We start from the raw sequence: 25,700 nt of genomic DNA, 5'->3' as shown, positions 1-25,700 counted from the left end.
CTTACCTTGACCGGAGAAATATCGAATATTTCCATTTCTGACCATGTTTTTGAGTAAAAAATCCATATTTGAATATAGCGTACATGCTAGTTTCGAAATTATTACAATTATTTAACCAGACTTATTTTATATGATGACAAAAACTAACACACTAAAAATCATACTTTCATTTTTAGTTTCGGCGAGTCTTTTCGGATGTCAAACCGAAGCAAAAGATTCCACCCCTTGGGTTGATTTGTTTGATGGTGAAACCTTGACCGGGTGGTCCAAAATTGGCGGTGATGCCACATATAAAGTAGAGGATGGAGCCATAGTGGGAACCACTGTCTTGAATACACCAAATACCTTCTTGAGATCAGATGAATTGTATGGAGATTTTATCCTGGAGCTGGAGTACAAAGTGGATCCATCGATGAACTCAGGTATTCAAATCAGAAGCAACAGTTTTGACTATTATCTCAATGGCAGTGTGCACGGGTATCAGATAGAAATTGACCCATCAGAAAGAGCATGGAGTGCAGGTATTTATGATGAGGCCAGAAGAGGGTGGTTGAATACCATGGAGAACAATCCGGAAGCACAGAAGGCCTTCAAGCAAAATGAATGGAATCATTACCGAATAGAAGCCATCGCTGACACCATTAGAACATGGATCAATGGCGTGCCGGCAGCTTACCTCATTGACGATAAAACCTCCACAGGATTTATCGGATTGCAGGTGCACAGCATCAAAGAAGATAGTCAGGAGGGCAAGCAGATCATGTGGAGGAATGTTAAAATCCTCACCTCGGATTTGGGCAAGTATGCTAAAAGCTCGCCTTTGCAGCCGGTCGTCACCAAAAATAATCTGACGATTGACGAAGAGAAGAAAGGATGGAAGTTGCTTTGGGATGGTAAAACATCCAATGGTTGGAAAGGTGCTAAGTTGGATGCTTTCCCGGAAAAAGGTTGGGTAATGGAAGACGGGGTATTATCCGTGCTGTCATCAGGCGGTGCTGAGTCCAGAGCAGGTGGTGATATCGTTACAGAGGAGTTGTTCAGTGATTTCGAATTGAAGGTGGATTTTAAACTCACTCCGGGCGCCAACAGTGGCATCAAATACTATGTAGATACGGAAATCAACAAAGGGCCGGGCTCTTCGATCGGGTTAGAATATCAGATACTGGACGATGAGCTGCATCCGGATGCCAAGTTGGGCAATCATGAAGGAAGCAGAACGGTGTCCTCTCTTTACGACCTGATTCAGGCAGATACCAACAAGCCAATAAAGCCAATAGGGGAGTGGAATACAGCTCACATTAAGTCCATTAACAACCATATTGAGCATTGGCTGAATGGTGTGAAAGTGCTGGAATATGAAAGGAAAAGCCCGGAATACAGAAAACTGGTTTCAGAAAGTAAATATGTGAAATGGAAAGATTTCGGTGAACTGGACAGAGGGCAAATCCTTTTGCAGGATCATGGTGATTTGGTGTCATTTAGAAATATTAAAATTCGTCCTTTAGATAAAAATACAGCTGAGTAATGATGAGAAAAGACAGAAGAAACTTCATAATAAAAGCAACTGCAGGTGCTGCTGGTATTGGACTGACTAGCCAGCTAAATGCGATGAGTGCAAAAAGCTATTCCAAAATTATCGGTGCCAATGATCGCATTCGTGTGGCTCTGCAAGGCCTGGGACGAAGGTTTCCGGCATACAAAGACGCGATTGCTGATAAGAACAATAACATAGAGCTCACTTATCTCTGTGATGTCATGAAAAGCCAGCGGGAAAGAGCCGCTGCGATGTTTGCGGAGGTAACAAGCGATAAGCCAAAGTTGGAAAATGACATTCGCAAAGTAATAAACGATAAAAAAGTAGATGCCATATTCATGGCCACACCTGACCACTGGCATGCACCAGGAGCGTGTATGGCGATGCAGGCAGGTAAGCACGTGTATTTGGAAAAACCATGTAGCCACAATCCAAGGGAAGGTGAGTTGCTGGTGGCTTATCAGAAAAAATATGATAAGGTGGTTCAGATGGGAAACCAGCAGCGTTCTTCTCCACAATCTCAGGAAATCATCAAAGACATTCATGATGGAATCATTGGTGATGTTTATCAAGCCATTGCCTTCTACACCAGCAGAAGAGGGGCCGTACCGCATCAAACACCCGCCAGCCCACCAGAGGGACTGGATTGGGAGTTGTTTCAGGGGCCGGCACCAAGAAGACCATATACTGATAATACCTGGGATTACAACTGGCATTGGTATGGGTGGAATTATGGTACAGCAGAGACCGGAAACAATGCCACACATGAACTGGACATTGCCCGCTGGGCACTGCAGGTGAAGTATCCGGAGCGTGTAGAGGTCAATGCAGGCAAATACCAATACAAAGACGATGGTTGGGAAATGTATGACACCATGGAAGCCACTTTTAAATTCTCAGGCAATAAGGTGATCAAATGGGACGGTCAGAGTAGAAACGGATATTATAAGTTTGGTGCTGGCAGAGGTACCATCATTTACGGATCTGAAGGTTCGGTTTTTATTGACAGAGAGGGTTACAAACTCTACAGTCTAAAGGGTGAGCTTATCAGGGAAAATCTTTCTTCGGGTACGGAAGCGGGAACTGCCCTTGGAGGAGGTGGAGACATGTCTACCATGCACACAAAGAATTTCTTTGACGCCATTCGCGGTAAAGCAGCATTGACCTCACCCATTGATGAGGGCGCCATCAGTCAGATGTTGACACACTATGCCAACATCGCTTACAGGATTGACGATGCCTACGAAGTGGATGAAAATACGGGTCGGATATACAATAGGGAGGCCATGAAATTATGGTCCAGAACGTACGAGCCCGGTTGGGAGATTAAGTCAGTTTAGGTTAATTTAAGGGTTGTTAGGGTCACCTTTGATGCTTAGTGTCAAAGGTGACTTTTTATTAAATAGTGTTACTATGAAGAGACGGGAATTTGTAATCAAAAGTGGTGTGGCGGCAGCCGGAATAGCAACTTCTACATTAACAACAGCAAAAATCATTGGCCTGAATGACGCCAACAATAAGATAAAAATAGGTGTGATAGGCACCGGATCGAGGGGGCAGGGCTTAATACCCAATATTAATAGCATTGATCATTTTGATGTGGTGGCTTGTGCGGATATTCTCCCCTTTCGCTTAGAAGAAGGGTTGAGCAAGGTGGCAGATCAGCAGGTGAAAGGGTACAGTGATTATAGAAAAATCCTTGATGACAAGGACATTGATGCCGTACTAATCGCTACGCCTTTTAGTATGCATGCAAAGATTGCTATGGATGCCATTGATGCGGGCAAGCATGTGTACTGTGAAAAGACCATGGCCAAAGGCTATAAGGATATACAGGACCTGGTGAGTGTGGCCAATCGGTCCAAAAAGGTATTCCAAACAGGTCATCAATACCATAGTTCCAGATTGTACACCCATGTAGTAGACCTGATCAAAAAGGGAGGGCTGGGCCAGATACAGGCCTTTGAGTGCCAATGGAATAGAAATGGTGACTGGAGAAGGTCTGTTCCATCTCCTGATTTGGAAAGGATCATTAATTGGAGAATGTACCGAGAATATTCCGGCGGACTATTGGCCGAATTGTGCTCACACCAATTGGATTTTGCCAACTGGGTTTTAGATGCTACGCCCAACAAGGTAACTGGTTTCGGTGGAGTGGATTATTGGAAAGACGGAAGGGAAACCTACGACAACATCCATCTGATTTATGACTATCCGGAGGGTGTCAAAGCAAAATTCACCTGCTTAACGGCCAATTCAAAAGATGATTACCAAATCAAAGTAATGGGAGATAAAGGCACCCTCATACTGAGTTATGACAAGGCCTGGTTTTACCCGGAAGGAAAACTCAATAAAGAACTGGGAGAGGTAGACGGGGTGTCCGGAGCCACAGTCTCCTGGGACGAAGGAAAGGGCATTCCCATCGTTGTGGATCATATCGAACCAAGCAAGCAGGCCTTAATGGATTTTCGGGACAACATTGTCAACAACAAAAGACCAGCTTCCAATGTCATATCCGGAGCGAAGGCCGCGTTATGTGTGCAAATGGGCCTTGATGCTATGTATGATCAAAAAATTGTCCATTGGAATCCTGATTTTGATAAGCTGGGCTGATAGCCGTTTAAATCAACTTTACCCTGCCTCAGTCATCCATTTGACGGAAGAAGATTGGTCACTACCTGCTGGGTAAAACTATTCTGATATGGAAAAATATATCGGAAACTCACTGAACTGATAGATATGTAGCCCAATGAGTTTATCAGGACTATTCGGTTGAAAAGAGGCTTCTCTTTTAAAAACCAAAAACTTCAATGTTTCCGAAGTGGCCAATAAGGGTCAATGATTCACTCTACTTCAGTCGGCGATTATTGAAAAAACAATTTGGCTATGTGTCAAGTGATTTGATTAAATAATTAATCTTGATGGATGTCAATGGCATGTAAATCACAGGTTTGTCGGGCTGACTTTTAGTGTTCCTGAGAAACCCGGTTGTTTAAGATTTCCGCCAGAGGGATTCTTCTCACCTTGCTCTCAATCCAGGCAGAGAAATCAAAGAGTCGAAGTGTTTGTTGCTCATAGACATCATGATTAATGATCTCAAAATCCTTCTTTAAATTTTCCCAAAGTCGCTTTCTTTTGACTATCGAAACCGGAAGGTTAGTCTTATTGACAAAGCTGATGATTTTCTTCTCGATTTTGTATTCTTTCCCAGCGGCATTGATGTCCCTTTTGATAGATCGGGATTCATACTTTATAAACTCAGTATCCTTCAACTCATAGAGGATCATAAGATTGACCAACCGAATAGTTCTGAAGACGGGTAGGTAAGAGTAATCTCTATTGGTGAATATGATTTTACTCAAACACTTCTTTGCTTTTTGAAAGTCCCGCAAGCCAAAATAGATCAAAGCAAGATAAAGGTGTAGTTCAGCATTGCGAGCAAGGCTTAGGAGTTGAACCTTTTTGAGTAATTTGGCATCATATTTTTTCATGAGCTGTTCACAGGATCCAAAATCACCACGATCCAGGAATGGAAAAAGCTCATATAGAAAGATTAAACAAACAACATTGGTATTGAAGCTTAGAAAGGGTGTGTCGATTTTCTCTAGTTGCTGAACAAAATGACTCATCCCCTTGTACTCACGTAAACTTCTCAAGCTATCCAGTACTCCTTCGATGGATAACACATAGTAAATGGGTGGATTAGACCATAAATGTTTATTAGCCTCGTGTAAGTTGTTGAGTTCATTGAAGGAATGAAAAGCAGATTTATAATCTCCAACACTGATCAGGTAGTTTGCCTGAAAAAGCTGATGCAGCTTGCTGATTTCAAAATTCTGAATGTTTGATGAAGAAACGATGCTCATCTCGCTTACTACCAAATCATTCAACTCGGTTTTTTGCTTCTCTGATCGAGCATTACCTCGATGAAGCATGCGGTATTTCAGTAGCTCATACAGTGCTGATTGTTGATGAATCTTTTGAATGATGCGTAAGGTCTCGCTTACCTTGAAATGCTTGTGTAATAAATCTTTTTCATCCAGCCCTGGAAAATTCAACGCAAGCTGATACTCCAACTCGAGTCTGGAAGAGATGAGCAGGGCGTAGTAATTTTCATATTTGGTGGCATTCTTTTTGACTTTTTTTAGTGTGTCAAAGCACTCCTGATACAAGGATTTCTCAAAGAGAATCCGGGCTTTTAAGATCATGTCAAATAAGGAATAGTAGCTGTCCTGGTCTTTGCGCAGATCTAGCATGGTATTCAGAAGCGTCTTATAAAGGTGGGTGGCGGAGGTGTCAAATGATGCTTTTGGGAGCTTAATTGAGAACTCTTCTTTTAGCTGCTCAGAGGTTATTTCCTTGTTAGAATCAATCAGGTCATAGAGTTGGAGGTAATATGCTCCATCAGAAGAATCGGTAGCTATCCTAAAAGCTTTCTTTTCAGGTTTCGTCATGGAGTTGACTAAGTAGATTAAGGCTTCCGATTTAATCATTTGTTGTGATTCTTGTTTTATAGTTATCAAATATTGGGAATATTCATTGTTTTATATCAACTAAAGGCTGAAAAATTAAAAATGTCAAAATTTTGAAAATGTGATTTTGAACGATTATTGATCATTTTTGAATGCTTGGATTGCATAGGTTTGATTGAATTTAAGCGGGAAAGAAATGCTATCTAAGAAATCAATTGGTGCTTTAACAGGAATGGCGGTGTTTGGAATAATCTTATTTCTCCCCACTCCTGATGGTATGAATCCAGAAGCTAAAGGAGCTGCAGCGGTAGTGGCGCTTATGAGCGTCTGGTGGATAACCGAAGCAATTCCTGTTTATGTCACTGCATTTATTCCGTTGGTGCTATATCCCTCTATGCACATACTATCGCCAGCAGAAACTGCAGCTAATTATGGGCATAATTATGCACTCATGTTTTTGGCGGTTTTCTTTCTGGCAAAGGCCATTGAAACACAAAATCTTCATAAGCGAATTGCACTTACAATTATTCATGTCTTCGGCACAAGTCGACAAAAAATCGTTTTAAGCATGATGATAGCAACAGCTTTGGTCTCTATGTGGATCGCAAATGTCACTACAGCCTTAATGATGTTGCCTATTGGTCTTTCCATCATTGGTAAGGATGAAGACGTTGAAAAGAGCAATAGATTTGCGCCGGCATTAATGCTTGCTATTGCCTACTCAGCGTCTATTGGAGGGCTTGCCACGCTTATTGGCTCCCCAACCAATATGATTTTTGTGGGGATTTTCGATAAAATGTTCCCCGAAGCTCCACCAGTTAATTTTTTTGTTTGGCTAAAGATTGGAGTCCCAATACTTGTGATATTGATCCCGGTGTTTTGGTATTTCATTATTAACTACTTTAAAATAGATGGAGACCTAAGTAAAAACCTGACAATTATCAAGGATGAGCTGGATGCATTGGGTAAAATGAGATCAGGTGAAAAAAGAGTTTTGTATATAGCAGCGGTTACCGTTTTTGCCTGGGTTTTCAAAAACGACCTAATCTTTGGTTCATTGGTTATTCCCGGATGGACTGGTTTATTTGGGATTTCTGGTCAAATACATGATAGTACCATTGCGATGGCTTCAGCTATTATATTATTCTTGATTCCGGCAGGTGACGATAAGCGATTAATAACCTGGAAGGAAGCTAGTCAGGTACCTTGGGGTGTTGTGATGATCGTAGGAGGTGGATATGCTGTGGCCGAAGGTTTTGTGTCCACAGGATTAGCCGATTGGTTAGGAGGGCAGCTTTCATTTATTAGTGGCTTCTCTTTTTTCTACATTTTAATAACTGTAATGGCCTTTGTTTTGGTTTTCACCGAATTCAATTCCAATACAGCCAGTGCTAATATTTTGTTGCCCGTGTTAGCAAGCACGGCCATAGCGGCGAGTGTTAACCCACTTTTGATAATGATTCCCGCCACAGTGGCATGTTCCTGTGCTTTTATGATGCCCGCTGCTACGGGGCCTAATACTGTGGTGCTGGCAAGTGAAAGAGTTTCAGTTTCTCAGATGGTTAAGACAGGGTTTTGGCTAAATCTGATTACTTTATTTCTTCTGACTATGATTCTATATTTCATAATCGTTCCTTGGTTGGATTTAGAAATGACTTTACCGATATGGGCAAAATAATAATGGTTGTTTTCGTAAAATTTTTAATGGGTTCAAAATGATTGCAACGGCAGGGAATAATGGTGAAAAGGACAGGTCGGACTGCTTGGTAACTTTAAAGTTGGTCCAATCTGGAGGCATCCGGATCGAGGTATTGAGCAAGGTCAATGCGCTTTATGGAGAAGACATCAGGCTTCTGTGTAAATCCATTCTTGATTTTTTCTCAATAGAACACGCGGTTCTTGAGGTATCAGACAAAGGTGCTTTGCCATTTGTAATGGCGGCGCGTGTAGAAGCAGCGATAAAGCAGTTGAAACCAACTGATGAGCAATACCTCTTGGAGATGCTGCCTGAAAGCCTATACCATACTGTAGCTGATCAACCTCGAACTACACGCTTGTACCTCCCTGGAAACACACCTAGTTTGATGATCAATGCGGGTATCCATAAGCCAGAGGGAGTGATTTTAGACTTAGAAGATGCGGTTGCTTTTCATAAAAAAGGAGAAGCACGTTTGCTGGTCAGAAATGCGCTGAGAAACCTCAGTTTCATGGGGGTCGAACGGATGGTCAGGATCAATCAAATACCTGCAGGGCTGGAGGATCTTGACTATGTGGTTCCGCATAATGTCAACCTTGTACTGGTGCCGAAATGTGAAAGTGCGGCGCAAATTCATTCAGTAAATGAAAGGATTGCCCTGATTCAAAATAAAAGGGGTACACAGCGTCCTGTCTGGTTAATGCCAATCATTGAAAGTGCGCTGGGCGTTTTGAACTCTTTTGAGATCGCAAAAGCTGCAGAAAACGTTGTGGCGATGGCCATTGGCTTGGAAGATTATGCCGCCGACATGGGGGTGAATAGGACAAACGAAGGAGTGGAGTCGCTCTTTGCTCGTGTTCAGGTAGTTCATGCATGTAAGGCGGCAAGGATACAGGCCATTGATTCTGTATTTAGTGATGTGGGGGATATGATCGCTCTGAAGGCCAATGTGCAGGCGTCAAAGGCTTTGGGTTTTGAAGGGATGGGTTGTATTCATCCACGCCAGATTTCAATAATTCGCGAAAATTTTGCGCCGAATGAAGTCGAAATTGAGGCCGCGAAAAAAATTGTTAAGGCCTTTAAAATAGCTTCTGAAAAAGGACTGGGGGTTGTTTCTCTTGGCACAAAGATGATTGATGCGCCTGTCGTGAAACGAGCAATGCAGACGATCGATCTGGCAGTTGCGCTTGGTCGACTAGAAAAAAATTGGAGCGATAAGGAATTAGAATAGCAAATTATGAAAGGTAAGGATGCAATGGTGGTGAATGCGATAGGTAGATCGGTGCCTACGTTGGTTAATGGCAAATCAGAAATACCATATAAAGGAATTGGGAAACATCGCCCCAATGGCAGAAAATTCGGGCCACTAATTTCATCTTGTGCGGACTTTCCTGCTGATGGAAACAAGCTTGTGCCTACATTAAAGCAAGCATTAGTCGATGCGGGGTTGAAAGATGGGATGACTATTTCGACACACCATCATTTTAGAAATGGGGATCTTATCGCCATTCAGATTTTTGATATTGCCGCAGCATTGGGAGTTAAGGATTTGGTATGGTTTCCATCCGCTTCGTTCGATTGTCATGCGCCTTTGATAAAGCATTTGGAAGATGGCACTATTCATCACATAGAGGGTAGTATGAATGGGCAACTTGGCAGGTTTACTACGGCTGGTAAAATGAAAGGTGTGGGGGTGTTGCGATCTCACGGCGGGAGATATCAGGCGGTTCAGGATGGTGAAGTTGAAATCGATATTGCAGTGATTGCTGCTCCATCAGCAGACTCATTTGGCAATGCCAACGGTGTGGATGGCCCTGCTGCTTGTGGGCTGTTGGGCTTTGCTCTGGCAGACTCACAATATGCAAACAAAGTGATTGTAGTAACCGATAACCTGGTTCCGTTTCCATGTGTGCCCTGGCATATTCAAGGGAACTATGTGGATCATGTTGTTCAGCTTGAACAGGTAGGAATTCCAGAAAAGATTGTTTCGGGCACCACGGCAATTACCAAAAGTCCGGATCGATTGTTTTTAGCCGAATTGACTTCAAAGTTCTGTGATCAGGTTGGGATTATTCGTGATGGCTTTTCTTTTCAGGCAGGAGCTGGAGGGACAGCACTTTCGATTGGAATTTATTTTGCTGAAATGTTAAAAGCAAAGGGAATGAAGGCACGTTTTGCACGTGGTGGAAGCAATAAGTTTCTGGTTGAAATGTTGGAAGATGGTATAGTTGAATATATCCTCGATGGGCAGACTTTCGACTTGGAAGGTGTGAAGTCAATGCGAAACAATCCGAACCATGTCAACACCAGTCCTTTCACCAGTTACAATTATCATGGTAAGGGTAATTTCGCTCAATTACTGGATGTGGTGATATTAGGTGCAACAGAAGTGGATGTGAACTTCAATGCAAATGTGGTGACACACTCTGATGGCGCTTTATTGCATGGTATTGGTGGGTGGCAGAATTGTTTATTTGCGAAGTGTACCATACTCCCAATTCCACTTTTCCGGGATCGGATTCCTGTGGTTCGTGAGGAGGTCACCACCATTTGTGGTCCGGGTGAATTAATAGATGTGATAGTAACCGAGCGAGGTATTGCGATTAATCCATTGCGCACCGACCTGTTGGATAAAGTTAAGGATTCGGGTTTGCCAATTAGAACCATTCATGAGCTCAAGGAGGAAGCCGAAAGAATTTGTGGTGTTCCTCAAAAGCAGGTTTTTGACGATGAAATTGTCGCTGTGGTAAAGTGGGTGGATGGTACCATCTTAGACTCCATCAGAAAACTGCGGAACTAAGCGTTCGTTTGCTCTTCTTCCTCACCTTCTATTTCAAGAAGGTTTGGTGTTAGTGCAGAAAATTTCAGAGTGTAATTAAGTAATTCCAGTAGTTCTAATCATCTTGTCCAATACACTCCTTTAAATTCAGAACAGTCAATGAATGCTGCTAAAACCTCTTTGTAAATGCAGAATGGCATTTTTAGGGAAATTACAAATAATTAAATGTCAGGTGATTATAATAGGAATAGTGTAATTGTAAATATGATTTTAGGGCATTTATTGACAATTTTCAATCGTTTATAATATTACCTTCACTTCAATAAGATAGATACAAACAACAAACATGGGCAATAAAAAAATTCTTGTTATCGGAAGTTGCAATACAGACATGGTAATAAAATCGGATCGACTACCTATACCAGGAGAGACGGTCATCGGAGGAACTTTCCTAATGAATGCAGGGGGTAAGGGAGCCAATCAAGCTGTGGCAGCAGCTCGTCAGGGAGGTAAAGTCACATTCGTTTCTAAAACTGGAAACGATGTGTTTGGAAAGCAATCCATCGAGCTTTATAACGCTGAGGGAATCAACACTGACTTTATATTTTCCGACGCTAAAAACTCATCTGGGGTGGCGTTGATTATGGTGGATTCTCATGGTGAGAATTGCATAGCGGTAGCTTCAGGCGCAAATGGCAGTTTGGTTCCCGACGATATTGAAAAGGCTAAAAACGAATTAGATGCGGCGGACTATGTCTTAATGCAATTAGAGATTCCCATGGAGACTGTAGAGTATGCAGCAGAATTGGCCTGGAAAAAAGGCACTCCTGTAATCCTAAATCCGGCACCAGCCAGAACCCTGTCAGACAAATTACTCAAATGCCTCTTCCTTGTGACACCAAACGAAACCGAGGCGGAAATCCTATCTGGAATCAAGGTATTTGACTTTAATAGTGCTAAGCAGGCTGCAGATATAATTAGCAACAAGGGTGTACCCAATGTGGTGATTACCATGGGTGCTATGGGTGCTTTTATCAAGGAAAACGATGAGTATTCTTTGGTGGAGGCCACCAAAGTGGATGCCATCGACACTACTGCTGCTGGTGATTGTTTTAGCGGTACACTTGTGGTTGGCCTTTCAGAAGGTAAAACCATACAAGAGGCTGTAAGAACAGCTTCAAAAGCGTCCTCAATAACTGTAACTCGCATGGGTGCTCAGTCATCCATTCCGTACCGCAATGAATTACAATTGATTGAAAACGGGCTATCTAAATAATGTAGTAATACTAAAAGAAGGACTATGAAATCACATTCTAGGCAACATTCTATACTTTTTGTTTATCTGTTTCTTGCAGTATTTGTGACCTACCCGATTACTAAAGTGATGGCCCAATCAAGTGGTGAAATCATCATTAAGGGGAAAGTTACGGATGAAACAAAAAATTCAATCCCGGGTGTCAGCGTGTATGTCAAAGGCACACAGACGGGCACAATTACTGATATAGATGGCGGCTATGCCTTATCCGGGCCATCAGAAGGGATTTTAGTTTTTTCATCGATTGGCTTTGAGACTGTCGAAGTTTCAGTGAATAATAGAAGTGTGATTGATATCCAAATGAGCGTGTCAACTCAGGCCTTAGATGAAATTGTGGTAATAGGATACGGTACAACGACTAAAAAGGAAATTACCGGAGCGGTCACCACTGTGAAGTCTGAAGATTTTAATAGAGGAGGATTCAATGATCCAATGGGCTTAATTCAGGGGAAGGTAGCAGGCTTGACCATCACCAAACCGAATGGTGCAGACCCAATGTCTGGCTACCAAATCCTTTTGCGTGGAGTGAGTACACTTACATCAGGCCAGGGACCATTGATTATTATTGATGGAGTCATTGGAGCTGATTTGAAGAACATTAATTTTCAGGACGTTGAATCATTTGATGTACTTAAAGATGGTTCGGCAGCAGCCATCTACGGCACAAGAGGTACAAATGGTGTTATCATCATCACTACCAAAGCGGCAAAAAAGGGACAGCAAGTACTGGAATACTCAGGTCAGGTTTCGGTGCAAGTGGCACCAAGAGGTGTCAGAAACTTATCTGCCAAAGAATTTAAACATGCCATAGAAACTTATCAGCCTTCTAAAACAGGTAGTCTTTTTGGTAGCGAAACAGATTGGTTTGATGAAATCACCAACGATCTTCCGGTCAGCTACCAGCACAATATTTCGCTCTCTGGAGGAAGTGAAAGTTTTTCTCATCGTACGTCCCTAACGCATAGTACTGATCAGGGATTGTTGCGAGATAATCTTTCAGAGAGGATTCTTCTTAAGACTAACATTAAACAAAAAGTATTTGATGATAGGTTACTGTTGGATTTCAATTTCACTAACAACTTAAGGAAATATAGCCCAGCCAACTACGACCTATTCAGTCAGGCATTCATCCAGAATCCTACACAGCCTGTCTATGATGATTCTGATCCGGCTACAGGAGGCTATTCATTCAAACAAGGCCTGGGTTATTACAATCCTGTTGCCATGCTGAATGAGAGAACGCGAGAGGGACAAACGAATGACATAGTCCTAAACCTTAGAGCAACACTAGAGATCACAGGTGATCTTTCCTGGAGCAACTTCATCTCAACACAAAAATCGGAATGGGAAGAGAATTCCTATAAGACGAAATATTATCCTACTATTCTCGGTATAAATGGGGAAGCAGAAATATCAAATGGCCGCAATAGTAATACGCTATACGAAAGCATGTTCAATTACCAAAAGGAAGTAAACGATCATGATTTTCAGGTAGTTGCCGGATATACCTTTCAAGAGTTCGAAATGAATAGCTCTTATGTGGGAAATTACAATTTCGATACGGATGTGTTTCTTCACAATAATATTTCTGCAGGCTCATTCTTTAGAGAGGGAAAGTCCGAAATGGGTTCTTACCAGGAATCAAGTAGGCTTATAGCTCTCTTTGGAAGACTCATGTACAATTATGATGAAAAGTACCTTGCGTCGATCTCCTTGAGAAGGGAGGGCTCATCTAAATTCGGAGATAACAACAAATGGGGGTTGTTTCCGGCTGTGAGCTTAGGCTGGAGACTGAGTGAAGAATCACTTTTCAAAAACATTAGCTGGATAAATGATTTGAAACTTAGGTTGGGTTATGGGGTTACAGGTAATCAGGATTTCAGTCCTTACAGATCATTGATTTTGTTGGAGCGCGTGGGTAGTTTGTTTTATAATCAGGAGTGGATCAATTCTTACGGTCCAGGGCAGAATCCAAACCCTGACCTGAAATGGGAGAAGAAGCAAGAGTTAAATGTTGGTGTTGACTTTTCAGTGTTTGAGCGGCGGCTCAGCGGCAGTGTTGAATATTACCTAAGAAAAACCAGCGACTTGCTTTGGGAATTTCAGGTGCCAGTCCCACCTTATTTGTACCCATACTTATTTACCAATGTTGGAACCATTAGTAATCGGGGGGTAGAACTTACGTTGAACGCTATGCTTATGAAAAGGGGCAACTTTGCTTGGAGTTCTACTTTCACCGCCAGTCACAACAAGAATTTCCTGGACAAAATTTCAAATAGCGAGTTTACGCAATCAACCTACGAAACAGCTTTTCTGGGAGGTACCATAGGCGTGTGGTCACAACGAATCAAAGAAGGGGAAGAACTCGGTACTTTTTATGGACCCGTTTGGTTAGGTGTTGATGAGCATGGTAACGACATATTTAAAAATCAAAACCCCGTTGGAGAGGTAGATAAGAGTAAGTGGGAGAAGATCGGCAGTGCTAACCCCATTGCAGTGCTTGGCTGGAGTAATGCTTTGACCTACAAAAACTGGAATCTAAATCTTGCGTTTCGCGGGGGGATCGGAGGCAAAGTGTTGAATTCTAACAGGTTATATTATGAATCCTGGACCGCCATTGGATTACGCAATATTGTACATACACAATTGGAGAACCCGGAATTTATTAGAAACGTCACCTATTCATCAAAGTATATTGAAGATGCTTCCTTCTTAAAACTGGACAACGTAACGCTTCAATACGGTTTTGACTTGAATTCAAAATACATATCCAGGTTAAGTGTATCAGGGTCGGCACAAAATGTTTTTTGGATTTCGGGTTATAAGGGGATCGATCCTGAAGTTAATCTTGGGGGCTTAGAGCCCGGCATTGACCGATTATCCTACTATCCAAGAACGACCGCTCTTACTCTGGGAGTAAACGCGACCTTTTAATTTCTAATGAATCGAATTATGAAAAAGTATACACTTACTATAACATCATTCATCTTGTTAAGTCTCCTTACAGTTTCTTGTTTCGACTTATCAGAATCCGTTTATTCCGAAATACCGGTTGATGATTTCTTCAATTCTGAAAAGGATGTTATTGCTTATGCAGGACGCGCATACGTAAAGCTTCAACCCTATCCAGAGGAGCAGCGACTCTGGTCACTCGGGCAGAATGCCTCTGATGAAATGGTCATTCCACAAAAGCATAATGGGGAGTGGTATGATCAGGGTAGATGGGAGGAGATACAAAAGCATACACTCAACAGTGCTACAGCGGGAAACAAAATATTGACCAAATCATGGGATATGGTTTTCGAAGGCATCACAGCGTGCAACGAAACTCTCTTGGTAATTGATCCAATAGAATTTGAGAATAAGGAGCGAGTGCTTGCCGAGATAAAAATTCTGCGCGCTTTCTATTACTACTGGGCCATGGATTATTGGGGTAATATCCCATTCTCTATTGATTTCAGTGAGAAAGATCCGCCACAGCAAAAGGACAGAGCGTTTGTATTTGATTTTATAGTTCAGGAGATATTGGACAATGTAGATGCAGTGCAAGATGTGCCTACGGCAGAGTATTATGGTAGGGTTACCAAAGGAATGGCCTATACCTTTTTAGCTAAAATGTATTTGAACGCTCAGGAATGGATCGGCCAAAATAAATTTGCGGAAGCCGTATTGGCCTGCGACCAGGTGATAGCATTGGGGGCATATCAAATTGAACCCAATTACTTTACCAATTTCGAAGTGCACAATGAGGGTTCGCGGGAGAATATATTCGTTATCCCATACCACCCACAGCTTACAGATGAGCATTTCTATTGGCAGAATCTGACGTTGAATTCTGCAAGTACTGCTACGTTTAACTTGGCAGGCGTGCCATGGGATGGATTCGTCTTGCAGCCAGATTTTTTCACGAAGTATTCTGAGAATGATATTCGTAGAAATTCTTTCCTGTTTGGACAGCAAAATGACATCAAAGGTGATCCGATTGTAATCGGAGGAGAGCCCTTCATATACAGTCCTACCATTCAAGATTACAATTCGAGAGGTGAGTGGGAAGGTGCGCGATGTGCAAAGTATGAATATCAGGAAGAGCTCAGCTATGACGTGGTGGATATGGAAAATGATTTCGTGCTCTTCAGATACGCGGATGTGCTTTATACAAAACTGGAAGCGCTACACCGTCTGGGGAGAGCTGGTGAATTCATTGATGATCCGGATCTTCAGTTGATTAGAACACGCGCTGGACTCACTCCTTATACCGTAGGCGATCTCACAGATTCTGAATTATTGGACGAACTAGGGAGGGAATTTGCCTGGGAAGGTCACAGACGACAAGATCAAATTCGATTTGGAGTATGGGGAAATTCCTGGTGGGAAAAACCCGCTTCAGGTACGGCTAAAAAGCTTTTTCCTATTCCTCAAAGTGCCATCAACACTAATCCAAATCTTACTCAAAACCCCGATTGATGATGAATAGAAATTTAATATTAGTAATCGCGATTTCAACCTCATTGCTATTTTCAGCGAAAACTTCGGAAGCTCAAAGCGGCTCCAAAAGTATTTCAGTGAAAGAGCTGAGGGATAAGATAGCAGGAGCTTGGGTAGGTCAGATGATTGGTAATATCTATGGTCTTCCACATGAAAATAAGTATGTGAGCGCACCCGGTGACGAAAGTAAATGGCCATATGGGTACACCAAAAATCTGGACAAGCTTAGAAAATACAAAGGAGCCTTTTCAGATGATGATACCGATGTAGAGTACATGTATCTGCTCAATATGGAAAAGTATGGGTATGAACCTACGTATGAGCAAATGCGTGAAGCCTGGATGTACCATATTCGCGACAGAGTTTGGCTCGCCAATCGTGCTGCCTTAGGTCTAATGCATTTCGGTTACACCCCACCATTCACAGGGGACAAGAATATCAATCCGCACTGGTTTCAAATTGACCCTCAGCTAATCAATGAAATATGGGCATATACCGCTCCGGGGATGGTGCAGTATGCTGCGCAGAAATCTGATTGGGCTGCTCGTATCACTAGTGATGACTGGGGTGCCGAGCCAACAGTTCACTACGGAGCAATGTACGCAGCGGCTTTTTTCGAAAAGGATATTCGCAAGCTGATAGACATAGGGTTAAAAGAGCTCCCTGCTGATGGTCGCTATGCACAAACCATTCGTGATATGATTGCATTGCACAAAAAGTACCCTAACAAGTGGCAAGATGCCTGGAAGGAGATGGCAGAAAAGTATTATGTGAACGAACCTGACCTCACCAAAACCATTTGGAATGCAAACCTCAATGGAGCATGTGGAATATTAGCAATGTTGTACGGAGAGGGTGATTTTCAACGAACCCTTGACCTTTCTTGCGCCATGGGTTTTGATGCGGACAATCAGGCCGCAACTGTTGCCGGTCTTTTAGGAATAGTATACGGTTTTGATGCGCTTCCTGAAAACCTGTACCTACCAATAGAGGGTTGGGTAAAGCCTTTTAATGACACCTATATTAATATAACGCGTCATGAATTGCCAGATGCAAGTATTGAAGATCAAATAGACAGGATGTTGGCTATGACCTTAAACCTGGTGAAAGGTAAAGGTGGAAAGGTGACAGGAGAAGCAGGGCAGGAGAAAGTGATTATTAACACCAAAGCCACTTTTGATGTGCCACTTGAGTTCTATATAGGCCCTGCTGCAGTTTTAGAGGTCAATAAAGCAGTGGACTTCACCTTCTATAGTGAGGCAAATAAAAATTACAACTGGACATTGGTCCAGGGTGATTTGCCCAAGGGTACATCTTTCGAAAAAGGGCGACTCACAGGAGTGCCTGAGATACCCGGGAAATATAAGATCACCATCCAATTGGATAATGGAAAGAAATATTTAAAGAAGGATTTTGAACTCCTGGTCCGCAATGAAAACCTGGCGAACTCAGCTAAATCGGTACTGGCAAATGTGAACACATTGAATAGAGACGTCCTTGACTCGTGTTGGACAACATTCGGTAATTCAATGTATTCTGATACTCCGGAAATTATTCGCGATGGGAAATTGAATGGTGCAGGATCAGTTTTCTATAGTTTGGCTGCCAAAGCAAAAATCCCCAAAGTGGATTATTATGGATATGAGTGGGAAGAAGATCAAGAGATAGATATGCTGGTATTTAATACTGGCGGAATGGAAGAGTTTGGTGGGTGGTTTACCTCCCTGAATGTCCAATACAAGAATGAAGAGGGAAAGTGGGTAAGCGCAGAGCGGACGAGCATTCAGCCGGGTTTACCGGATACGGATATTGTCTTCTTCCAGCCCCATTTCGCGGAATATGTCATCACCTTCAAACCAGTAAAAACTAAATCAGTCCGGATCATTGGTGATGCCATGATTCAGGATCATTGGAACAAGTACACCAAAAATGTATCGGGCTTTACGTCCATTGCCGAATTGGGTGTTTATAAATCAAAATAAAAAACAGTAGCATGAACTATATATTGAATCCAATAAGTAAAATATTTTCTCTGGTCACCGCACTTGTGTTGTTAGGTTGTGGCAGCACTACTGCACCAGCAGATGTGAAGTCGGAAGGTGTTCTGGCTGAGAGTGATTTTAGCATTTCAAAGGATGACCTACAGAACAAGATCAAAGGTGGTTGGGCAGGCCAGACCATTGGTGTGGTATATGGTGCACCTGTAGAGTTCAAATACAATGGCTCTATGATTCATGATGCTCAAAACATTCCCTGGAATGAACACTATGTGAAATACTGGTGGGATAAGAAACCAGGACTTTTCGATGATATCTATACCGATCTCAATTTTGTACAGGCATTTGAGACCCATGGTCTTGATGCTTCCGCAGATTCTATAGCCAGGCATTGGTCCAATACTGCCTACCACTTGGCTCATGCTAATCAGGCGTCTCGTTATAATATCCTGAACGGCATCATGCCACCTGCTTCTGGTCATTGGAAAAACAATCCCCATGCAGACGATATAGACTTTCAGATCGAAGCAGATTTCATCGGCTTGATGGCACCGGGTATGGTGAACGAAGCAACAAAAATCGCGGATCGGGTAGGGCATGTGATGAACAGTGGAGATGGCTGGTATGGAGGAGTATTTGTTTCCGCTTTGTACTCACTTGCGTTTATCTCGGATGAACCCACTTATATCGTTGAGAATGCCATCAAGGTGATTCCCGAAGGGACCGAATTTTATGAATGCATCAGCGATGTGATAAAATGGAAGAAAGAGTTCCCGAATGATTGGAAGCAAACATGGTTTGAAGTTCAAAAGAAATGGAACCATGATACCGGCTGTCCAAAGGGAGTCTTCTTAGGGTTTAATATTGAAGCAAAAATTAATTCAGCATACGTGGCAATTGGTATGCTGTATGGAGATGGTGACTTTTCAAAGTCAATAGATATTGCTGCCAGATGTGGACAAGATGCGGATTGCAATCCGGCAACTGTCGGTGGTGTATTAGGTGTGATGCTTGGCTATGATCGTATTCCGGACTTTTGGTTAAAGCCACTTCAGGAAATCGAAATGGATGATTTTGAAAACACCACAGTTTCACTCAACAGGGCTTACGGATGGAGTATGAAGCACGCTCTGGGAATGATTGAAAAGGCGGGAGGATCCATTGATGGAAGTGAAGTCAAAATACCTCTGGCCGAACCGATTCCGGTGGCATTCGAACAGAATTTCGAAAACACTTATCCCATAGAGCGAAATAAGATTGACGAATCATTTACGGATGAGATCAACTTCGAATTTACTGGTAATGGATATTTACTATATGGGAATATGGCCAAACGATCTAAGGTGGATGTGGCATATATAGATCGTGTTTCTAAAAGAACCTACGGATCAGAGTCATTTGGATTGGCCGAGCCAGATGATCCATATGTTGCCATTATGGAAGTGTACATAGATGGTGAGCTGGATCAAACAGTGAAGCTCCCTATGATGAATTCTGCCCGCAGATTGGAGCCCGCTTGGAAATATCAATTGACAGAAGGTAAGCATACCCTTAAACTGAAATGGGTGAACCATGATCCTAAATATGAATATAGGATTAATGATTTGATTGTCTTTTCAGAAAACGAACCATCAAGTAACCTACCGATACAATGAAAGTGAATTTATCCTATATCTGTTTAGTAGCGATTTTGCTTGTTTCAATCAATGCTTGCAAGGAGCAAAATGATAATCAAGGACTTTATTCTCAGGAGTATGCTATTTCAAAAGAGGACTTAAAGGATAAAATCCGTGGCGGTTGGGCCGGGCAAACGATAGGAGTGACATTTGGCGGACCTACAGAATTTCGATTTAAGGGCACCATGATTCAGGACTATCAAAACATAGTTTGGCATGATCACTATATCAAAGAAACTTATGAATTGGATCCCGGATTATATGATGACGTATACCTTGATTTGACCTTTGTAAATATCCTTGAGAAAGTTGGCCTTAATGCCCCCACAGATTCATTCGCAGTGGAGTTTGCCAATGAGGACTACAAGCTTTGGCATGCCAATCAGGCGGCTCGATACAATATCTTGAATGGCATCATGCCTCCGGCCTCTGGTCATTGGATGAATAACCCACATGCCGATGATATAGATTTTCAAATAGAAGCAGATTTTGCCGGAATGATGGCTCCGGGTATGACCAATACTGCATCTGATTTTTGTGACCGTATCGGGCATATCATGAATTATGGTGACGGTTGGTATGGGGGGGTGTTTATCTCGGCCATGTACACGTTGGCATACACTTCGGATGATCTTGATTTTGTCGTTTCTGAAGCACTTAAGACCATTCCTTCACAAAGTATGTTTTATCAAACAATCGCTGATGTAATCAAATGGCACAAGCAATATCCAAATGATTGGAAAGAGACCTGGTTTGAAGTTGAAAAGTATCACTCATCCGATAAGGGTTGCCCAGAGGGCGTATACAATTCCTTCAACATTGATGCGCGATTGAATGCTGCATATGTGGTAATTGGATTGCTGTATGGGCAGAAGGATTTTTTTGAAACAATGGATATCTCTACCCGGTGTGGTCAGGATTCTGATTGCAACCCTGCTACAGCGGCAGGAATATTGGGAGTGATGATGGGGTATAAAAACATTCCAGACTATTGGAAACCGGCATTGGAGGAGGTTGAAGATTTGAAATTCCCGTATATGGAGATCACACTGAATGAGGTGTATGATTTAACCTTTAAGCACACACTTCAATTGGTGGAAGAAAACGAAGGCAAGGTCGATGATGACAGTGTTTTTATAAAAGTTCAGCAGCCAGAGACTGTGCCATTAGAACAATCATTTGAAGGTATGTACCCGAGTGAAGAGAGGTACCTGCGTCAACATTTCACCGATAAAAATATCAATATCGATTTCACCGGAAACGGAATAGTGGTTCTTGGGAATGTGAATAGCCTCTGTGCTCGATCTTCCAGCGATTATGTTGCGCTATTGGATATCTACATAGATGGAGAGAAAGTGGATCAGGTCAAAATGCCTTACGACTACATTGTGAGAAAGTACGACATCTACCATAAGTATCTATTAGAAAACGGCCCTCACCATGTTGAGATAGTTTGGGTCAATAAGGATGCTGATTATAGCATATACATGAAATCAATTGTGATCTATGCAGATGCTCCGGCGAAACCGCTCAACTCTAAAAAAGTAGCATTGAATGACTAGAATGGAACGATATAGCGCAAGTCTGCCATTCATGCTATTGGTACTCATCTTGATGCTGAGCCTTTTCGGCTGCAAAGGTGAACCGATCATGGTGGATGAGCCTATTCCGTTTTCCAGATTACTTGAAAATCAAAAAATGTCAAGCCAAATTTTTAAGGTAGACATTAATTATGCAGTGCTGCTTCCTGAGGATTACAATGAATCCACTGACGACTATCCTGTTGTCTACCTATTGCATGGCTTTGGAGATAATGAGAAAGCATGGTACACCAGTGGCAGTATCAAGTACTATTCAGATCTCTACAATGATCAAATAGTCCCTATGATCTATGTGATGCCAATAGGATATAATACCTATTATGTAAATAGGTATACTGGTAGCTATCCATATATGGATATGATTACCACTGAGTTGGTGCCAACAATCGATAGCCTGTTCAGAACAATGCGGGATAAGACTGCAAGAGCGGTAATGGGCTATTCGATGGGTGGTTATGGAGCATTGATACTTCCAGCATTGAATCCGGATGTTTTCACGATCGGTGTTCCATTAAGTATGTCATTTAGGACAGACGAACAGTACATCAGCGAGCCACAGGGTGTATTTGATTACCAATGGGGGACTATTTTTGGTGGGAAAGGTGCGAGTGGTGAGGCAAGGCTTACCGACTATTTTAAGCAGCATAGTCCCTTTCATTTTTTTTCGTCTTCCAATAAGGATGAGTTTGCCGGATTGAAATTTCTAATAGACTGTGGTGATGATGAGGAGACATTGACTATTACAAATGACGCCTTGCACGCCCTGATGCGTGACAATCAAATACCCCACGAGTATAGGGTACGTAGCGGTGGTCATTCATTCGACTATTGGAAAAAATCCTATCCTGAGGCACTAAAATTCATCAGCAATTCTGTTCAGGGGATTCCGCACCCTTCTAATCCAGAGCCTGTCACAATAGGTGAGCGTATCACGAGCAGCGATTTTGAATCAGTAGAAATCTCCGGTGTTGAGATCAATATATTGAAGCCCGTGGACTATGCGACAAGTACTGTGGACTACCCGGTTGTGTATGTGATTCATGATTACGAAGAAGGTCAGCGGGAATCGAACGTTACGGAGATCTTTTCTCTTTTGCGAAATGGCATGACAGCCGGCACGCTGAAAAATTCTATGGTGGTTGAGATTCCGGTTTCTGAAAGCATTGAAAGTGATCGCATAGCGGAGATCCTCTCATATGTAGATACTCAATATCGTGCACTCACAGATAGGGCCAGCCGGGTCATTTTAGGAAACGCTTTAGGGGGGTTGCATGCTGCAAATCTTGCTGCAGAAAACTCAAGTCTATTTGGCTCATGCTTTTTATTTGACGCACAACTACAGGAAGAAGGCGTTGATCCTCAGACAGACATTTTTTATTACCTGGACATTTCGGATGATGGCGATAGCTACAGAGGCTATCATCATTTCTATGTGAAAATAAGAGAGACAGATATTGGGTATGAATATCGGGTGAGGCAAGGAGCGGAGTCCTTCCAGTCGTTTCTAAATGGTTTAAGTGAATCCTTTCCTTCGTTGAGGAAAAGTTTGAAGAATTAGTATGAAAAAGATGCATTCTATATTGATCGTTCTTTTGCTAAACTTTTCCATAGGTTTTGCACAGGAGAACTTACGAATTATCGAAGGGCTCTCGATCGAAAGCGAGATATTGGGACAAACCGTCAAGTATTCGATCATTCTTCCAGAGGAGTACCACGCTACCAAAAAATCATATCCTGTGGTCTATTTACTTCATGGTTTGGGAGATGATGAGTCTTCATGGTTAGAATACGGTCGTGTCAATCAGTATACAGATGGAGCCGTGAAGCAGGGAGAAATTCAGCCGATGATTTATGTGATGCCGCAAGGGTTCCGAAATTATTATGTGAATGACTATGCGGGTACATTCCTGTATGAGGACATGTTTATCGATGAGCTTGTTCCTTTTATTGATAATACCTACAGAACAATTCCAGACAGGGATCATCGCGCAACGATGGGTTACTCCATGGGCGGGTACGGGGCCCTCATCCTACCGCTGAAACATCCTGAGGTTTTTACTATTAGCGTTCCGCTAAGTATATCTGTTCGCACAGATCAACAATACATGACAGAAGACGCATCAGGATGGGATGATCAATGGGGGAGACTTTTTGGCGGTGTTGGTGAAACAGGAGAGAAGCGCATCACAGATTACTATAAGCAACATTCTCCCTTCCATATCTTCAAAGCGCCAAACCTCACAAAGTTTAGTGACCTTAAACTCTACATTGATAATGGTGATGACGAATATACGCTTTGCAGAAGCAATGAAGAGTTGCATATTCTACTTCGAGATCGCAATTTCCCACATGAGTTTAGAGTTAGGGACGGAGGTCATGAATTTTCGTATTGGCGGGAAGCATTGCCCAATGGCCTGCGCTTTATCAGTGATGCTTTTGATGGAAAGAAATACAGAGGTGATATAAGAGCGGTAGAGGATACTATTCCTACGAACGCTGATATAAGGATAATTAAGGAGACACAATATGAGATTGTACTGCCTGATGAGTACAGCATATCAAATCGTTTGTATCCGGTGGTTTTTTTTATTGGTGACTTCCAATCTCAAGAGAAGAAGGACATTATTGAGAAAGTCCAATATGGCATGGAGACAGGCCACTTAGCACCAATGATAGTAGCTTTTATCAATGAGGATGAGAAAGGGCTTCTTCAGACAATCATACCTAATATTGAAAGGAATTACAGAGCAAGAAGTGGCTATCGATTTCGGGCACTGATAGGCTATAACAAGGGCGGAGCAACAGCTCTGGAATATGCACTTAACCCGGAAGTCTTTACATCCTGTGTTGTTTTTGATGCGCCATTGGATTGTAGCTCCCTGGAAGAGGCATTTAGCAAGAATAAAAAGGCGCTTCACCGAACATGGTATTTCATCAATACAACAGAGAATAATCCAAATTATCAAGCCAATGGCTGTGCTCATGTTTTTTTACGTGAGGAAGACGTCTACCACGAGTATCGTGTCAGGGAGAGCACAGGAAGGGACGCCAATGATTTAGTTGGGCTCTCTGAAGCATTAAGGTTTACTCAAAGAAAAATTCACAGATAACCAAATAGACCTATGTACATTATTAGTAGTTACTCGATTGCAGTGTTCTTTACCATCATCACTATGCTGTGTTGGGGGTCATGGGGCAATACTCAGAAATTGGCGGCAAAGACCTGGCGCTTTGAATTGTTCTATTGGGATTACGTCATAGGAATCCTCATCCTATCCGTTCTTTTTGGTTTGACATTGGGAAGCACAGGTGATCAAGGTCGGGGATTTGTTGAGGACTTGGGACAGCTGAGTAGCAGCACCATCTGGAGCGCAATTATAGGAGGTGTTATTTTCAATGCTTCCAATATTCTTCTTTCAGCATCCATTTCAATAGCCGGCATGGCGGTGGCATTTCCCCTGGGTGTCGGAATAGCCTTGGTGTTGGGGGTGATAGTGAATTACGTGAGTGCACCCAAAGGCGATCCTGTTATGCTTTTCATCGGTGTGGCATTGATCATGATTGCTATCATTTTGAATGGAATTGCTTCAGGAAAAATGACAAAGGATGGTAAAAAATCATCGTCAAAGGGAATCTGGCTTGCCTTAATCGCAGGAGTACTCATGTCTTTCTTCTATCGGTTTGTTGCTGCTGCTATGGATGTCAATAGTTTTGAAGCACCATTGGCAGGATTGGCAACGCCTTATACTGCCTTCTTCATTTTTGCGATCGGTATTTTCATCAGCAATTTCCTTTTCAATACAATCATCATGAAAAGGCCCTTTGTCGGACAGCCTGTTACCTACAATGAATACTTTAAAGGGAGCTTCTCCACACATCTGGTAGGGGTAATCGGTGGATTGATCTGGGGGCTTGGAATGATTTTAAGTATTCTTTCTGCCGGTAAAGCAGGTACCGCAATATCCTATGGACTCGGACAAGGAGCTACAATGGTTGCGGCGCTTTGGGGAGTATTTATATGGAAAGAATTTAAAGGAGGTGGCAGGTCAGTGAATATGCTTTTGTTCTTAATGTTCCTGCTCTTTATTTCCGGACTTGTGCTCATCATACTGTCTGGAGGAAATTAATATAAGTATTGATGAATC

16 protein-coding genes are annotated in these 25,700 nt (G+C 42.4%); 15 read left to right on the top strand and 1 reads right to left on the bottom strand.

Going from position 1 to position 25,700, the window contains the following annotated elements; genetic code table 11:
• The first annotated feature begins 130 nt into the window (after window positions 1–130).
• The 3 genes from ACHKAR_RS20705 (at window position 131) to ACHKAR_RS20695 (ending at window position 4,147) form a co-directional block, all read left to right on the top strand.
• Window positions 131–1,525, top strand: coding sequence for a 3-keto-disaccharide hydrolase (locus ACHKAR_RS20705; RefSeq protein WP_395419335.1), 1,395 nt, complete (start codon window positions 131–133; stop codon window positions 1,523–1,525).
• Window positions 1,526–1,527: 2 nt separating this feature from the next.
• On the top strand, window positions 1,528–2,874 hold the full coding sequence (locus ACHKAR_RS20700) for a Gfo/Idh/MocA family protein (protein WP_395419617.1): 1,347 nt from the start codon (window positions 1,528–1,530) through the stop codon (window positions 2,872–2,874).
• Window positions 2,875–2,947: 73 nt separating this feature from the next.
• Window positions 2,948–4,147 (top strand): Gfo/Idh/MocA family protein, encoded by a 1,200-nt coding sequence (locus tag ACHKAR_RS20695; RefSeq protein WP_395419334.1) that lies wholly within the window; start codon window positions 2,948–2,950, stop codon window positions 4,145–4,147.
• 353 nt (window positions 4,148–4,500) lie between these two features.
• Here the strand turns inward: ACHKAR_RS20695 and ACHKAR_RS20690 are convergent, their stop codons facing one another.
• Complete coding sequence (locus ACHKAR_RS20690; RefSeq protein ID WP_159581950.1) at window positions 4,501–6,027, bottom strand: hypothetical protein; 1,527 nt, start codon at window positions 6,025–6,027, stop codon at window positions 4,501–4,503.
• A 175-nt stretch (window positions 6,028–6,202) separates the two neighbouring features.
• On the opposite strand from ACHKAR_RS20690, the gene ACHKAR_RS20685 reads away from it, so the two are divergent.
• The 12 genes from ACHKAR_RS20685 (at window position 6,203) to ACHKAR_RS20630 (ending at window position 25,682) form a co-directional block, all read left to right on the top strand.
• On the top strand, window positions 6,203–7,684 hold the full coding sequence (locus tag ACHKAR_RS20685; RefSeq protein ID WP_395419332.1) for an SLC13 family permease: 1,482 nt from the start codon (window positions 6,203–6,205) through the stop codon (window positions 7,682–7,684).
• A gap of 37 nt (window positions 7,685–7,721) precedes the next feature.
• Window positions 7,722–8,933, top strand: a complete 1,212-nt coding sequence (locus ACHKAR_RS20680) for an aldolase/citrate lyase family protein (protein WP_395419331.1) — start codon at window positions 7,722–7,724, stop codon at window positions 8,931–8,933.
• A gap of 60 nt (window positions 8,934–8,993) precedes the next feature.
• The gene (locus ACHKAR_RS20675; protein WP_395419330.1) at window positions 8,994–10,502 is read left to right on the top strand and encodes a citrate lyase subunit alpha; all 1,509 of its coding nucleotides are present in this window, start codon (window positions 8,994–8,996) and stop codon (window positions 10,500–10,502) included.
• 325 nt (window positions 10,503–10,827) lie between these two features.
• On the top strand, window positions 10,828–11,757 hold the full coding sequence (gene rbsK, locus ACHKAR_RS20670; protein WP_159581942.1) for a ribokinase: 930 nt from the start codon (window positions 10,828–10,830) through the stop codon (window positions 11,755–11,757).
• Between the two features lie 24 nt (window positions 11,758–11,781).
• The gene (locus ACHKAR_RS20665) at window positions 11,782–14,730 is read left to right on the top strand and encodes a SusC/RagA family TonB-linked outer membrane protein (RefSeq protein WP_395419328.1); all 2,949 of its coding nucleotides are present in this window, start codon (window positions 11,782–11,784) and stop codon (window positions 14,728–14,730) included.
• Between the two features lie 18 nt (window positions 14,731–14,748).
• Window positions 14,749–16,260 carry a RagB/SusD family nutrient uptake outer membrane protein gene (locus tag ACHKAR_RS20660; RefSeq protein WP_159581940.1) on the top strand — a complete coding sequence of 504 codons (1,512 nt, stop codon included), beginning with the start codon at window positions 14,749–14,751 and terminating at the stop codon, window positions 16,258–16,260.
• A 98-nt stretch (window positions 16,261–16,358) separates the two neighbouring features.
• Entirely contained in the window at window positions 16,359–18,263 is a 1,905-nt protein-coding gene (locus tag ACHKAR_RS20655; protein WP_395419327.1) for an ADP-ribosylglycohydrolase family protein, read from the top strand.
• An 11-nt stretch (window positions 18,264–18,274) separates the two neighbouring features.
• Window positions 18,275–19,933, top strand: coding sequence for an ADP-ribosylglycohydrolase family protein (locus ACHKAR_RS20650; RefSeq protein WP_395419325.1), 1,659 nt, complete (start codon window positions 18,275–18,277; stop codon window positions 19,931–19,933).
• On the top strand, window positions 19,930–21,516 hold the full coding sequence (locus ACHKAR_RS20645) for an ADP-ribosylglycohydrolase family protein (protein ID WP_395419323.1): 1,587 nt from the start codon (window positions 19,930–19,932) through the stop codon (window positions 21,514–21,516). The genes ACHKAR_RS20650 and ACHKAR_RS20645 overlap by 4 nt, the downstream gene beginning before the upstream one ends.
• Window positions 21,509–23,113: an alpha/beta hydrolase-fold protein gene (locus tag ACHKAR_RS20640; RefSeq protein ID WP_395419322.1), complete on the top strand. Its 1,605-nt coding sequence runs from the start codon at window positions 21,509–21,511 to the stop codon at window positions 23,111–23,113. The genes ACHKAR_RS20645 and ACHKAR_RS20640 overlap by 8 nt, the downstream gene beginning before the upstream one ends.
• Before the next feature lies 1 nt (window position 23,114).
• Window positions 23,115–24,665 (top strand): alpha/beta hydrolase-fold protein, encoded by a 1,551-nt coding sequence (locus ACHKAR_RS20635; protein WP_395419321.1) that lies wholly within the window; start codon window positions 23,115–23,117, stop codon window positions 24,663–24,665.
• 12 nt (window positions 24,666–24,677) lie between these two features.
• Complete coding sequence (locus ACHKAR_RS20630) at window positions 24,678–25,682, top strand: GRP family sugar transporter (protein ID WP_395419319.1); 1,005 nt, start codon at window positions 24,678–24,680, stop codon at window positions 25,680–25,682.
• Window positions 25,683–25,700 lie beyond the last annotated feature (18 nt).

This window comes from Marinoscillum luteum (assembly GCF_044005705.1).
Taxonomy (GTDB): Bacteria; Bacteroidota; Bacteroidia; order Cytophagales; family Cyclobacteriaceae; genus Marinoscillum; species Marinoscillum luteum.
Note: the sequence above shows the minus strand (reverse complement) of the source record. Positions and strands in the feature narration are given on the sequence as shown.

Coding starts and splice junctions, on each gene's coding strand:
- ACHKAR_RS20705 (WP_395419335.1), top strand. CDS start 131: ATGATGACAAAAACTAACACACTAAAAATCATACTTTCATTTTTAGTT.
- ACHKAR_RS20700 (WP_395419617.1), top strand. CDS start 1,528: ATGAGAAAAGACAGAAGAAACTTCATAATAAAAGCAACTGCAGGTGCT.
- ACHKAR_RS20695 (WP_395419334.1), top strand. CDS start 2,948: ATGAAGAGACGGGAATTTGTAATCAAAAGTGGTGTGGCGGCAGCCGGA.
- ACHKAR_RS20690 (WP_159581950.1), bottom strand. CDS start 6,027: ATGATTAAATCGGAAGCCTTAATCTACTTAGTCAACTCCATGACGAAA.
- ACHKAR_RS20685 (WP_395419332.1), top strand. CDS start 6,203: ATGCTATCTAAGAAATCAATTGGTGCTTTAACAGGAATGGCGGTGTTT.
- ACHKAR_RS20680 (WP_395419331.1), top strand. CDS start 7,722: ATGATTGCAACGGCAGGGAATAATGGTGAAAAGGACAGGTCGGACTGC.
- rbsK (WP_159581942.1), top strand. CDS start 10,828: ATGGGCAATAAAAAAATTCTTGTTATCGGAAGTTGCAATACAGACATG.
- ACHKAR_RS20665 (WP_395419328.1), top strand. CDS start 11,782: ATGAAATCACATTCTAGGCAACATTCTATACTTTTTGTTTATCTGTTT.
- ACHKAR_RS20660 (WP_159581940.1), top strand. CDS start 14,749: ATGAAAAAGTATACACTTACTATAACATCATTCATCTTGTTAAGTCTC.
- ACHKAR_RS20650 (WP_395419325.1), top strand. CDS start 18,275: ATGAACTATATATTGAATCCAATAAGTAAAATATTTTCTCTGGTCACC.
- ACHKAR_RS20645 (WP_395419323.1), top strand. CDS start 19,930: ATGAAAGTGAATTTATCCTATATCTGTTTAGTAGCGATTTTGCTTGTT.
- ACHKAR_RS20640 (WP_395419322.1), top strand. CDS start 21,509: ATGACTAGAATGGAACGATATAGCGCAAGTCTGCCATTCATGCTATTG.
- ACHKAR_RS20635 (WP_395419321.1), top strand. CDS start 23,115: ATGAAAAAGATGCATTCTATATTGATCGTTCTTTTGCTAAACTTTTCC.
- ACHKAR_RS20630 (WP_395419319.1), top strand. CDS start 24,678: ATGTACATTATTAGTAGTTACTCGATTGCAGTGTTCTTTACCATCATC.